Raw genomic sequence first — 10,867 nt, 5'->3', positions numbered from 1 at the left:
TGTAAAGCTGTCCAGCACGAGTTTCCTTTGCGTTCACACCCTCATTCTGAGGTGCAAAGCCGTGCTGGACAGCTTTTTCGTAAACCGCAACATCTCAGTCTTCCAAAAAGCCGGCCACGAGCATCGTTCGCGCTGCCTCGTCACCTGCCTTAAGACCCTGCTCAACAGCGTTGAACAGCCTGGGAAAATCATCCAGCATTCCGTTGCGAGCCGCATCTACCGCCTGTGAGGCGAACATGCCTACCGTCAGGTAGTCAGAATGCCAGGCCTCCCGCCCTTCGTAGTCGAGATGGAATCCAGGGAAGGCGGCCATTAGGAACTTCGGTACGTCAGCCGCGTGCATGCACAAAGATGGTATGCCAATCGTTCGCTGAATCGTATGTGATTAGCGCTAAGGTAGCTGGCCAAGGGGTTCTGCCAGCCATTCGAGACCTGGACGATCTGAATGTGGCTGCTCACAGTCGTGGGTGGAGTTACTTCCTACACTGCCTGCCAAGCCAGTTCGGCCAGTGCGAGCGTCTCTGAATGATCCATGCTCCAGTCCGGTCCGGTCAAGGGCAGGTCATGGCAGAACAGAGCGAGCGCGAACTCACGGCCGTCTGGGGCCGTTAAGATCCCCACATCCGTGCGCAGATCAGCCTCGGCGCCGATTTTCCCGGTATACGCCCAGCCCTTTCACGGATGATGAAACTGAGCCGCCCCCCGCATGCGTGTTCAAGTTCTTGGAGAAGACCAGCGGGAAGCGGCATGATCTCTGTGTACCACAACTGGTCAGCTAAGCTCAGCTGTGCCCTCCTTGGATCAGCTCGACGCCCACATCCGATCAGCCTTGCAGGCTGATGTGCGGGTGTCGCACGCACTGGCTTACGGCAGTCGCACCCAGCGCTGCCGAGGGCAGGTCGTGAGCGATCAGCACAGCGACCTTGATTACTATGCCTATGTGCGTCCTGGTCAGTCGCTCGATCCTTCTACCTTCGTAGGCGCATGGACGCCGCTGCTACTCAGCGTTGTCAACGAGTTTGGCACACCGAATTTCGTGACGCCGGAACTGCACCGCATTGAACTGCACGTGCAACCCGTTTCTCAGCTCTCGGAACTGCTCGGGTGGCCCGTCTTTGGACCTGACCTCACCGCCATGCTGATTAAAGACGACGACGGCACGCTGGCCCAAACCCTGCAGCGTTGGGCTGCGGGTCCGGCCTGGAAACCTGATGAACCGCAGCTGATCTATGACCGCGTCCTCAACTGGCTGGTCTTCACAATGGCCGTGAGGGCCAGAGGCGAGTATCTCCGCGCTGCTGAACTGCTGACCTGGATCCGCGGCGGGTTGTTGAGATTGGCCCGCTTTGCCGAGCAGGTGCCCCAGTTTCCTGCGGTAACCCGCTTTGCCGAGCGCGATCTCGGTCCCTGGGCGCAGCGTGTGGCCGCCTTAGAGACGGGTCATGCGGACGTGGAATTGCTGGCGCTGGAGATCTGCCGGGAGTTGGCAGCGGCTCTGGGCCTTGATGAACGTTTATCCGTGCTTGCCGCTCTGAGGGATGGTCAGCATCAGTCCTGATGAAGCGCACTGGCGCTAATCACGTACGCTGAATCATGCGTTCAGGCTGCTCTTGCAACTTGTCGGACCATGACAATCATTGGCACCCACTTGAAAATACCTTTGACAAAGTCCTGCTAGGTCGGGTAAGAAAGGATAAAGCCAGCTGTGGCGTCCACTCAAACACGTCAGTTTGACAGCATTAGGATGAGACATGACAGACGATATGCAGGCCGTCACAAAAAAAGGCGACGGCTTTTATCTTGGCGAGACAAAGCTTCAAGATGGCATGGGCCTCTATGTGCTCTTGGACGACAATGAGGTTGTCTATGGTGAATTCAAGATAGACCAGGGAGGGGAAGCAACCTTTACCGTCATCTCTGATGCAAACACCCCGGCAACTGTTCAGCTGGAAGGAAAAAAAGCCAGGCTTGGTGAGTCCTGAGCGCCGTATGTGAACGCTAGCCCCACATCCCCCGCTGCCGCCCTCCGGGGGCGTCCATGTGGTCGAACAAGGCCATCGTCTTCAACTGAAACACAACTTCGGGTGAGCTGGCTCAAAAGTAGTGCTACCTTGCCACTATGAAACGCTTCCTGTTGCCTCTCTTCTTGCTGGCGGCTTGTGGATATCAGACTCCTGACCCAGCCCAGCAGTTGACGTTCGTGGAGGCGATGCAAAATTTACCGTTTCAGCTCGATGATTGGTCGGGCAATACCCAGGAGCCAGGAGGGACGCTGACTTACATCAGTGGAATAGGCAGTGTGACACCCCAGGAAGTGGTGACCGCCCTGAAATCTGCGGGCCTCATCATCAAACCGGAAAACGTTCACGTGACGGGAGAGCCGACGCCGCCGCCTCTCCTGCCTAACGGGAGTCCGTTTCGTGCAGAGCTGATCGCCTCCAGCACGGGCCGAAGCGGTCAGGACTATGCGATCAGCGTCAGGTTGATCAACACCACCACTCAGGCACTGAAGGTGTCCTACGGCGCCGTTCCTTTGAACGCTGTTCTTGTAGACCAGAATGGAAAAGCTGTCTTCTGGGCGACGGTCGGAGCTGTTATTGCTGTTGTGTATCTGACGGATTGCCCACCGCAGCAACCCTGTAACAAAACACTGGATCTAAAGTTTCGCCTGAACCGGTTTCAGCCAAAATTTCCTGTGCAGCCAGGGAACTACACCTTGAAGGTGTTCACCCAAGGCGTTGGAGTTTCAGGAGAGGGGCCGTATCAAACAGGGCAAGTCCTGAATTTTTCTTTACCTCCACAAACGCTGACGGTACTTCCCTGATTCTGGGGAGAGCACTGCTCTTTGACCTGACCGCGTAAAACCTGAACCCATCAGACCGCCCTCACCGGGCGGTTTTGCTTTGCTGACATCAGAAGCTGTAATTCACACCGATCCGTACCAGTGGCGCAATGCCGGAGCCACCGAAAAACTTCACTGGCCCCGCTTCTGCAAAGAAACCCAGGCCTGGACCGCTTCTCACACCCACCAATGCGCCGATACCGATATTGGTGGAACTACCCCCGCCACTGGAGGAGGTAAACAGTCCCGGACCGCCATAGAGTTTCCATCGCGCTGACAGAGGATGGCTGAAGAGCAAATCCGCCTCCACACCTCTGCTTAAGCTCAGTGTAGGAATCAACAAAGCATTGCCTAAAGCTTGCAGCTCTACTCGGTCTTCACCGAACTGAGCCAAAGCGACGGACCCGCCGCCTGATAACAGGAATGGGCCGATAGCGGCCTGGACACCAAAGCGGTGGTCAATGGGCGTGGTCTGGGCAGCAGCCAGCGAAAATACTGTCAGGGTTGAGAGAAACCCAATCTTTGTAAATAAGCTCACCGTTTCATTCTAGCGGTCGGAACTTAGACAGGTTGCTGCGCCAATAGGCACGCGGCTAGGGTGTCACGCGCTCTTCCAGACTGGTTTCATGACCAGCACGGCTGTCACTGCCCCCACCAACCCGCACGGCGGGGCCACCCTCTCCGCGCTCTACAGCACCGGCTGGGGTCTCTTCGGGCCTGCCCCAACCCTCTGGGAAGGCGGCGGCCCACCCGATCCTGCCAGCCCACCAGCGCCGCCTGCCGCTCAGCCCCCGGCACCGGCCAGCGGGGACAGCATCGCCCGCAGCCTGCAAAACCTGATCGACCGGCAAGGCGGCAGCGATCGGGCCGCGCAGCTCCTGTTTGACGAGAACCGGAACTACCGCACCCGCATCCGCGAACTCGAAAGTCAGCTGCCCGCGCAAGGCGCAACGGTGTTGACCCCCGAGCAGGCCCAGCAGTGGACGGCCTACCAGGCCATTAACGCTGACCCCGCCGCCCTCCGCACGCAGCTTGAGCAAGGCTCAGCGGCGGTGCAGCGCGAAACGGGCCGCACCCTGGCCGACGCTTCCGGCGCGAATCCCGACGTCCTCTCTGACCGCCTGCGCGTGGCTGGCCTGCGGGCCGAAGTGCGCGAGATCCCGGCAGAAGGCGCGAACCCCGCACGGCGGGAAGTGCGTGTGCTCAACGCCGAGGGAGCCGACCAGGGCGAACTGCGGACTTATGCCCAGCAGCACTGGCAGCCCTTCATGCCTGCGCTCTTCCCGGCCAGCCCACCTGCCCAAGCGCAAGGTACGGTCGTCAACGGTCAGAGCGGCGCAGCCAACATCCCCGCAGGTGACGGTGTAAGCAGCTACGCCCAGAGAGTCCTGGCCGAGCGGCAAGCCGCTGCCAATCCCACCGCTTCAACAGGAGCCGCATGAAAAAGGGTTATGGCCTGGCTGCCTTCGTGGCAGACCGAGGCAGCATGGAGACGTTCGGTACCGGCGTCCAGATCGACTTCACCAAGTTCACCGACGCCAAATACGGCACGGCAGGGACGCGGGTTATCCCGGCAGGAACGATCATTGAGCCGACCGGGGAAGTGGGCAAGCCCGCTTACCTGTGCGGCCCGGCCAGCGGTACTGCTGGCAAGCTCGCGCTCATCCTCAAGACTGGTGCTGAGGAAGACAGCCGCGCAGACGCGTACAGCGGTTACGGCGCGTACAGCGGCGGTGTGGTGTATGAAACCCTGCTGCCTGACGCCAGCGGCAGCCCGCGCGTGCTCAGCGCTGCTCTCAGAACGCAGCTCGGCACTTACTTCCGCCTGATGGCCTACGAGGACAAACGATGAACCTTTCCTGGGCTACGGTAATCGCCGCACTGGCCGCTGGCCGCGCACTGATTCAAATCGCCAACACTTCGCCCGCTGCCAGTGAATACCTGTCTGGCCGCTACCTGCCCCGCGTTCAGCGCCCCGATTACGACATCGCGGGCGGGCAGATGGAAATCCGCTCGGTGATGGCTGGGCACGTTGGGATGGACAGCGCTTACCCGCAGGGCAGCGCTATTCAGCTCAACGACTACAACCACAAGACCGCCAAGCTCGCTCAGGCCATCGAACTGGGTGAGCAGCCCGCCCGCAACCTCCAGAAGCTGCTGCTGCTCGCGCAGGCTGGTCAAGCGCAGGGCCGCAGTGTGCAGGACTTCATGGGTGAAGCGGGCCTGAACCTCTACACCAAAGGCGTCATTCAGTCGCTCGACGACTCCGCTGAGTACCTCGCCATGCAGGCCCTTACGCGCGGCAAGATCGACTGGACCTTCAACGGCCGGCAGCTGCTCGTCGACTACAAGGTACCGATCGCGAACCGCATCAGCCTGACCGGCACGGCCAAGTTCAGCGGCACGGACTCACAGTTCTGGACCAAGCTCACACTGGCCGAGAAGACCGTCAAGGGCAGCGTGGGTGTGGTCATGAGCCAAGACACCCTGCAGGTGATTCTGGACAATCCTGTCCACCGCATCCAGATCATTAGCGATGTGTACAGTCCAGAGCGCAACATCCGCACCGTGCAGATCCGCAAACTGCCACGCTTCGTGGGTGTAAGTGACGGCGGAGTCGGCTACACCGCCGAGACCAGCAGTGATCAGCAGACCAGCGCGACCCTGATCGGTTACGGACGCGAAGGGCAGATCATCGACCCGACCACGCCCGGCGAGACCATCGGTGTGCAGATGGTGCCGGACAACGTGATCGCTGTCATCGGGCGCAACACCTCGAACGAACTGGTCAGCCTGACCGGCACGCCGATCCCGCAGGCCGCGCTGGGCTACTACCACGTCGCTCCGACAGTGGAAGGTACCTGGCGTGGCGAGGCCCTCGGCCGCTGGGGCCGGATTTACACACCGGAGAACAACCCTTACCTGCTCGTAGCTGAGGGCATCGAGAATGGTCTGCCCGTGATCCGCAATCCAGCCCGCCTCGTCATCATTGAAAGCGAGGCCTGAGCGTGAGCGGCAAGGTGAAAGTCACCGCGCTAGGCCAGACGTACCGGTATCAGGGCATGGCCTACGGGCCGTTCACAGCCAGCCCCGAGACGCCCTTCCTTGAAGTGCCGGAAGGGTTGGCCCTGGCGGTGGGCGCGTCACTCTACGATCCGGAGCTGGCCCAGGCGCAGGATGAGATTCAGCCGGAGGGTGCGGACATTCAGGAGCTGCTGGCCGCGAACGAGAGCTTGAAGACCGCTCTGGATGAGGCGAATACCGAGTTGGAACTGACCCGCTCGGATTTCATCAAGTGCCAGAATGATCTGGACGGCCTGAAAGCGCGCGTGACTGAACTGGAAGCGGGCGGGGCTGCTGCTGACCTGACCGGTGCTCTCCAAACAAACAGCCAGGCCATCAAGGAAAAGACCTTCGACACCTCGGTGGCCATTTCACCGGCCACGTCCGCCTCCGCCGAGTCTGACCCGGCCAGCAAGCCCGCTGCTGCTCCCAAGAAGGCCAGCAAGCCGTGAACCCGCCCTTGTCCACCGACGAAGCCCTGACGCACCTCACCGATGCGCTGGGCGTCAATTACGGCGCACCTACCGACGAGGCCACGCTCACCCGTGCGTTGAAGGTGGATGGTGTGACGGTGGAGGGCGTGGCTTACCCCCGGCCCTGGGCGACGGCGGCCCGCCTGATTGCAGACAACACCGAGTACGAAGTCGGCGGCGAGCTGGCGGCCCGGATTGACCGGAAGCTGGCGGTCCTGGCCCGCACACAACTGAGCATGGATGCGGCGCAGGGCATCACGGCCTACGTGCCGTCTCAGGTGCAGGCCTGGCCTCCAGCAGGCGGCCCGGTGAATAACGAAGGCGTCTGGTAATGGCGATCGACGCCCGGCCTTTCCTGACCCTGACCGACGCAAACGGCGGCACCATCAAGTGCGGACGGCCCAAGCTGATTCCCCTCACCCTGGGCGTCGGCGCCGGGCGCGGTGGCGTGACTGCCGATACCCCTACGCACACAGTTGACGTGTACGTGGCACTCGGCACGCCGCCCGCTGGCTTGGAGGACAACGCCCTGGTGACGGTGGATGTGGAGCCCGGCAAACTCCAGAGCTTCAGGATTCTGCGCAACGGCATCGGCAAGAAGGCCGGGACGTGGAAGCTGTACGTCCGCACGGAAGAAGACGAGGTGCTGGCGTGACCCGTTCAAGCGCCTCGATCCGTATTCCCGCCTGGGTTCGCAAGCTGGACGCCATCCCCACCCAGGCAGCTCAGGACGCACTCGGCGAGGCCCGCAAGTTCCTGCAAGCCGAGATGAAAAAGAACCTCACCAAAGGCGGCCCGAGCGGTCTGCGCGTCCGCAGTGGGCGCTTGATCCGCTCGGTTCGCACCTACCTTAAGAAGACACCAACCGGGGGCGATCTGAGCCTCGGCATGGCCTTTTATGGCTGGGTGCATGACCGGGGGGCCGTGATCGAAGCCAAAACGCCGATGGGCCTGCGCTTCCGAACGGCGCGGGGCTGGGTGCGAGTCATGCGCGTGGTTCTACCCGAGCGCCGCTTTGCCCGTGACGCCTTGGACGCCACCCGCAAGGTATTTCCGCAGTACCTGGCGCAAGCCTTGAAGGCGGCGAAATGATCGTGCTGAACTTCATCGCCGCCCTGAAAGCCGAGCTGCAAGAGAGTTTCCCTCAGTACACCGTGCAAGCCCGTGAGCCGATTGAAGGTGAGCTGAAGGCCAGCACAGCCGAGCGCCAGCTCTGGATTACGACTGAGGGCTTCGACTCGGGCGAGAACATCGCCGATCAGGGCAACAGCACCGAAATCCGGGTACCGGTGTTCGTCAGCATCGTGATTCAGCGGCCCAAATCCGAGACCGCCACCGAAGCGGCCCTGACCCGCCGATTGAACGTGGTGCAGGCCTGCCAGCGGGCCGCCCGCGCCTTCAACCATCAGGAGTCAGGCGCTCTGGTCAACTTTATGGAGGAACAACCGCTCATCATCGACGGCTTTCTGGTGAGCGTGACGCATCTGGACATCGAATACGACCTGGGAACGGAGGACGAATGAAAAAGTACCAGTACACAGGCGAAACCAGTGGCTTCATCCCCGGCGTGGGCAGCGTGGAACCCGGTACCGTCATCGAGGCCACCAGCGAGGGCCACGAAGGGGCCATCAAAGCCAGCGGGCACTTCAAGCTCGACCGCGCCGCCCCTCACAAGGACGAACCCGCGTCCGACAAGCCCAAAACGGAACCCAAAGCCGAGGACAGCGGCAAAGGTGGTAAGAAGTGAGCACCCCCAGACTCGGCAAGTACGGAGCCATTGCCATTGCCCTTCAGACGGCGGTCGGCACGGCAGCAACCGCCCCCACCAACACCCTGCGGACCACCGCCTTCGGCAACCCGATGCCGGAGTACACCTACACCAACGACGAGATTGCCGATGGCACCATCTTCGAGTCCGGTGAGCAGCTCCAGGGCGTGGCCGCCTCGCAGCGCCAGATCACTGCTCAGGCGACCCTGGCTGACCTGCCGCTCCTCCTGACCGCCATGCTCGGCACGCCCGGCACCGCGGCCGGCAGCCCGCTTCAGGCCACCCTGACGCCCCGCCTGGACGATTACGCGGCCCTCGCGCCGGGCCAGCCGCTGACGGTGTGGCAGCCACACCCAGTCAGGAACTCGCTGTTTACCGACGTGCAGATCAGCTCACTGGTCATCACCATCAGCAGCCGGGCGACGGCGACGGTGCAGGTGACGCTGAATACCACCCGCGTCAGTCCGCTGGGCAGCGTCCCAGTGCTGCCCGCCGTGGCCACCACCGAACTGGCGAAGTTCATGAACTTCTTCGTGAAGTACGCTGCCGCGACGGTCAAGCCGACCGAGGCTACCATCACGATCACGCAGCCGATGGAAGCCGAGGACGCTGCGCAGGGCCTGGACGCAGCGAACAACCTCTACGCGGTGGGCTGGAGCCGCAGCGGAGCGCTCTCGGCAATGGTCAACATCCGCCTGGGCGCGTCCACCATTCCCGACACCCTGCGGGACGCTTACGAGGCCGGGACGGACGCCGTGCTGGAAGCCGGGTTCAAGGTCGGCACGAAGGAACTCAGCGTCAAGTTCCCACACTCGCGGGTCAGCACCTTTGTTCCCGACGGTGGCCTGGGCCGGATCGTGGTCCCCATCGACATCAAAAGCGTCTACAACGCAGGCGCGCCAACGTTCGAATGGAAAGTGCCCGGCTAAATCTGCGCCTCACCCATCCTCGCGCCCGGCCTCACCGCTGGGCGCGTTTGCGTTGGGTGTCAACCACCCGCCGACACTGGCAGCATGACCAATCCGCACCCCGCGCTCAAACTCAAGGGCTTCACCAAAACTGTTGAACTCTCCACCGGTGTGGAGGTCATCATCAAGAAGCTGAATATCGAGGCCTACACCATGGATGCTGCCCGGCACGTCATGAGCACGCCCGCCCTGCTGACAGCGGCAGGCGAGTACGCCAAAGAGAGCGCAGCGGCAATCGAATCCGTTGACGGCCAGGCCCCGACGATGAGCCGCGAGCAGATTCTCGAAACGAGTCTCCAGATTCAGGAGAAGCTCCTGCGAGGTGCGCTGATCGAGCCGAAGCTGGAAGCGCTGATCGAAATGTACGGCGGCAGTCTGGAGGAACCCGACTACGGCTTGGGACCAGACCTGACGGTGCTGCTGAACGCGGTGCAGGAATTCAGTGCGCCGACTCCGGAGGTGGTCGCCACGGCGGAAGCGTTTCCTGACAAGGCACGCGGTAAGTCTGCACGCCCTGGCTAAGAGTTACGGCTGCCGCCCACACGCGCTACTGACCATCAACGGGGCCGAGCCCCACGAGCTGCTGGCCTTCGACACGGCGATCATGCTGTGGGCCAACGCGGTGGAGGGCGAGCGGCAGTATCAGGAGAAGACCAAGAGCAAAGTAGAGTGAGCAAAAGAAAGCCCCCGGTCTCTAAGCCGGGGGCTTTGAAATTAAGAATTACCGTTTAATCATAACAATGCTCGCCTGCATATTGGAGCCACTAGAGGGCTTCAGCGTGCAGTCGCCCTTATAGGATGTGCTGCCGTTAAATGCTCCGGTACACGTGACTGAATTGCCAGTGCCATCAGTAGCTATGATTTTACCAGTAGTACGGTTTCCGGTCACCGATGCTGAGCCATCAATGCCAGGTGTAGTGATTGTGCCCGTGAAATCGCCAGCATTCGGGGAGTTCGTCTGGGATAGGGATGCGTTTGTAGCAAATGTTTGGCCGCTGCTCGTCAGGGTCACGTCCCAGTAGCCGGTCACGGAAGCGGCGCTCGGGGCGGGCGTGGAATGACCGCAGGCGGTGAGGGCGAAGGCGGCAGCGGAGAGCAGGAGGAGTCGTCTCATAGCCCATTGTATTTGGGGATTCGGGGGCTGGCTAGCGCTGCCGTGTGTGATGCGGATTAAAGTCTAGGCGCATGGCTGGACTCGTTGACGAAACCGCAGTGATACAGAGCAAGAAGCCCCCAGCGTTGACCGGGGGCTTCTTGCTCATTGCCGAGATCTCACTTGGTTTTGCGCGTGGTCTTCGCCGCTGCTTTCTTCGGTGCGGCCTTGCGTCCAGCACGGCTGCTTCCGAGTTGTTGGCCCTTATCGTAGCTGGCCTGCATCCTCTGGCGGGTCTCGGCAGCCAGCGCCTTGAAGTCCACCAGGCCGGAGTTGATGCTCTCGATACTGGTCTTAATTTTGCCGCCAGTGCGGGTTGCAGCGAGGCCACGGTTCACCTCGTCAAACCAGGCGTCGAACTCAGGGTTACCTTCAAAGATCATTTCACGCACACTGCGGCTGTATGTTTCGTCGCTGTTGCGGCGGCTGAATTCTTTAGGCAGCTGAAACCGTTCGGTATTCATGTACGCTGCTTCAAACTGACCCGCCCGCACCGCTTCCTTGAAGGCTTTGACGAAGCTGTCACTGCGCTGGGGATTGGCAAGTTTGGCGACCTGCTCACTGAGTTTCAAATAAGTCATGCATTCAAACATAGCAAGA

17 protein-coding genes and 1 pseudogene are annotated in these 10,867 nt (G+C 61.3%); 14 read left to right on the top strand and 4 right to left on the bottom strand.

Annotated elements, in window-relative coordinates:
• Positions 1-94 precede the first annotated feature (94 nt).
• Entirely contained in the window at positions 95-313 is a 219-nt protein-coding gene (locus tag GUI70_RS26080) for a DUF7674 family protein (RefSeq protein WP_438503502.1), read from the bottom strand.
• A gap of 167 nt (positions 314-480) precedes the next feature.
• Positions 481-660, bottom strand: a pseudogene (locus GUI70_RS26130) (serine hydrolase); the annotation flags it as partial.
• Between the two features lie 241 nt (positions 661-901).
• Between GUI70_RS26130 and GUI70_RS19965 the strand changes: the two are divergent.
• The 3 genes from GUI70_RS19965 to GUI70_RS19955 all read left to right on the top strand — a co-directional run bounded on the left by GUI70_RS19965 (position 902) and on the right by GUI70_RS19955 (position 2,824).
• The gene (locus GUI70_RS19965) at positions 902-1,558 is read left to right on the top strand and encodes a hypothetical protein (protein WP_237725066.1); all 657 of its coding nucleotides are present in this window, start codon (positions 902-904) and stop codon (positions 1,556-1,558) included.
• A 193-nt stretch (positions 1,559-1,751) separates the two neighbouring features.
• A complete protein-coding gene (locus GUI70_RS19960) occupies positions 1,752-1,982 on the top strand; it encodes a hypothetical protein (RefSeq protein ID WP_161884064.1) in 231 nt (76 codons plus the stop codon).
• A gap of 137 nt (positions 1,983-2,119) precedes the next feature.
• Positions 2,120-2,824: a hypothetical protein gene (locus GUI70_RS19955; RefSeq protein ID WP_161884063.1), complete on the top strand. Its 705-nt coding sequence runs from the start codon at positions 2,120-2,122 to the stop codon at positions 2,822-2,824.
• Between the two features lie 88 nt (positions 2,825-2,912).
• Here GUI70_RS19955 and GUI70_RS19950 read toward each other — a convergent pair whose 3' ends face one another.
• The gene (locus GUI70_RS19950; RefSeq protein WP_161884062.1) at positions 2,913-3,380 is read right to left on the bottom strand and encodes a hypothetical protein; all 468 of its coding nucleotides are present in this window, start codon (positions 3,378-3,380) and stop codon (positions 2,913-2,915) included.
• A gap of 88 nt (positions 3,381-3,468) precedes the next feature.
• On the opposite strand from GUI70_RS19950, the gene GUI70_RS19945 reads away from it, so the two are divergent.
• The 11 genes from GUI70_RS19945 (at position 3,469) to GUI70_RS19895 (ending at position 9,636) form a co-directional block, all read left to right on the top strand.
• On the top strand, positions 3,469-4,284 hold the full coding sequence (locus tag GUI70_RS19945) for a hypothetical protein (RefSeq protein WP_161884061.1): 816 nt from the start codon (positions 3,469-3,471) through the stop codon (positions 4,282-4,284).
• Positions 4,281-4,694: a hypothetical protein gene (locus GUI70_RS19940; protein WP_161884060.1), complete on the top strand. Its 414-nt coding sequence runs from the start codon at positions 4,281-4,283 to the stop codon at positions 4,692-4,694. The genes GUI70_RS19945 and GUI70_RS19940 overlap by 4 nt, the downstream gene beginning before the upstream one ends.
• Positions 4,691-5,848, top strand: coding sequence for a hypothetical protein (locus GUI70_RS19935; RefSeq protein ID WP_161884059.1), 1,158 nt, complete (start codon positions 4,691-4,693; stop codon positions 5,846-5,848). The genes GUI70_RS19940 and GUI70_RS19935 overlap by 4 nt, the downstream gene beginning before the upstream one ends.
• A 14-nt stretch (positions 5,849-5,862) precedes the next feature.
• Positions 5,863-6,357 carry a hypothetical protein gene (locus GUI70_RS19930; protein WP_161884058.1) on the top strand — a complete coding sequence of 165 codons (495 nt, stop codon included), beginning with the start codon at positions 5,863-5,865 and terminating at the stop codon, positions 6,355-6,357.
• Positions 6,354-6,710, top strand: coding sequence for a hypothetical protein (locus GUI70_RS19925; protein WP_161884057.1), 357 nt, complete (start codon positions 6,354-6,356; stop codon positions 6,708-6,710). Before GUI70_RS19930 ends, GUI70_RS19925 begins: the two co-directional genes overlap by 4 nt.
• Positions 6,710-7,033 carry a hypothetical protein gene (locus tag GUI70_RS19920; protein WP_161884056.1) on the top strand — a complete coding sequence of 108 codons (324 nt, stop codon included), beginning with the start codon at positions 6,710-6,712 and terminating at the stop codon, positions 7,031-7,033. Before GUI70_RS19925 ends, GUI70_RS19920 begins: the two co-directional genes overlap by 1 nt.
• The gene (locus GUI70_RS19915; protein WP_161884055.1) at positions 7,030-7,470 is read left to right on the top strand and encodes a hypothetical protein; all 441 of its coding nucleotides are present in this window, start codon (positions 7,030-7,032) and stop codon (positions 7,468-7,470) included. Before GUI70_RS19920 ends, GUI70_RS19915 begins: the two co-directional genes overlap by 4 nt.
• The gene (locus tag GUI70_RS19910; protein WP_161884054.1) at positions 7,467-7,901 is read left to right on the top strand and encodes a hypothetical protein; all 435 of its coding nucleotides are present in this window, start codon (positions 7,467-7,469) and stop codon (positions 7,899-7,901) included. The genes GUI70_RS19915 and GUI70_RS19910 overlap by 4 nt, the downstream gene beginning before the upstream one ends.
• Entirely contained in the window at positions 7,898-8,125 is a 228-nt protein-coding gene (locus GUI70_RS19905; RefSeq protein WP_161884053.1) for a hypothetical protein, read from the top strand. The genes GUI70_RS19910 and GUI70_RS19905 overlap by 4 nt, the downstream gene beginning before the upstream one ends.
• Positions 8,122-9,075: a phage tail tube protein gene (locus tag GUI70_RS19900; protein ID WP_161884052.1), complete on the top strand. Its 954-nt coding sequence runs from the start codon at positions 8,122-8,124 to the stop codon at positions 9,073-9,075. The genes GUI70_RS19905 and GUI70_RS19900 overlap by 4 nt, the downstream gene beginning before the upstream one ends.
• A gap of 84 nt (positions 9,076-9,159) precedes the next feature.
• Positions 9,160-9,636 (top strand): hypothetical protein, encoded by a 477-nt coding sequence (locus GUI70_RS19895; protein WP_161884051.1) that lies wholly within the window; start codon positions 9,160-9,162, stop codon positions 9,634-9,636.
• Between the two features lie 750 nt (positions 9,637-10,386).
• On the opposite strand, the gene GUI70_RS19890 is transcribed toward GUI70_RS19895, so the two are convergent.
• The gene (locus tag GUI70_RS19890) at positions 10,387-10,848 is read right to left on the bottom strand and encodes a hypothetical protein (protein WP_161884050.1); all 462 of its coding nucleotides are present in this window, start codon (positions 10,846-10,848) and stop codon (positions 10,387-10,389) included.
• Between the last annotated feature and the right edge of the window lie 19 nt (positions 10,849-10,867).

Source organism: Deinococcus alpinitundrae (assembly GCF_009982895.1).
In the GTDB taxonomy this organism is placed as follows: Bacteria; Deinococcota; Deinococci; order Deinococcales; family Deinococcaceae; genus Deinococcus; species Deinococcus alpinitundrae.
Note: the sequence above shows the minus strand (reverse complement) of the source record. Positions and strands in the feature narration are given on the sequence as shown.

Bases quoted from the DNA above. Each gene is read 5' to 3' on its own strand.
- GUI70_RS19955 (WP_161884063.1), top strand. From the start codon at position 2,120: ATGAAACGCTTCCTGTTGCCTCTCTTCTTGCTGGCGGCTTGTGGATAT.
- GUI70_RS19960 (WP_161884064.1), top strand. From the start codon at position 1,752: ATGACAGACGATATGCAGGCCGTCACAAAAAAAGGCGACGGCTTTTAT.
- GUI70_RS19895 (WP_161884051.1), top strand. From the start codon at position 9,160: ATGACCAATCCGCACCCCGCGCTCAAACTCAAGGGCTTCACCAAAACT.
- GUI70_RS19940 (WP_161884060.1), top strand. From the start codon at position 4,281: ATGAAAAAGGGTTATGGCCTGGCTGCCTTCGTGGCAGACCGAGGCAGC.
- GUI70_RS26080 (WP_438503502.1), bottom strand. From the start codon at position 313: ATGGCCGCCTTCCCTGGATTCCATCTCGACTACGAAGGGCGGGAGGCC.
- GUI70_RS19935 (WP_161884059.1), top strand. From the start codon at position 4,691: ATGAACCTTTCCTGGGCTACGGTAATCGCCGCACTGGCCGCTGGCCGC.
- GUI70_RS19945 (WP_161884061.1), top strand. From the start codon at position 3,469: ATGACCAGCACGGCTGTCACTGCCCCCACCAACCCGCACGGCGGGGCC.
- GUI70_RS19920 (WP_161884056.1), top strand. From the start codon at position 6,710: ATGGCGATCGACGCCCGGCCTTTCCTGACCCTGACCGACGCAAACGGC.
- GUI70_RS19910 (WP_161884054.1), top strand. From the start codon at position 7,467: ATGATCGTGCTGAACTTCATCGCCGCCCTGAAAGCCGAGCTGCAAGAG.
- GUI70_RS19905 (WP_161884053.1), top strand. From the start codon at position 7,898: ATGAAAAAGTACCAGTACACAGGCGAAACCAGTGGCTTCATCCCCGGC.
- GUI70_RS19890 (WP_161884050.1), bottom strand. From the start codon at position 10,848: ATGACTTATTTGAAACTCAGTGAGCAGGTCGCCAAACTTGCCAATCCC.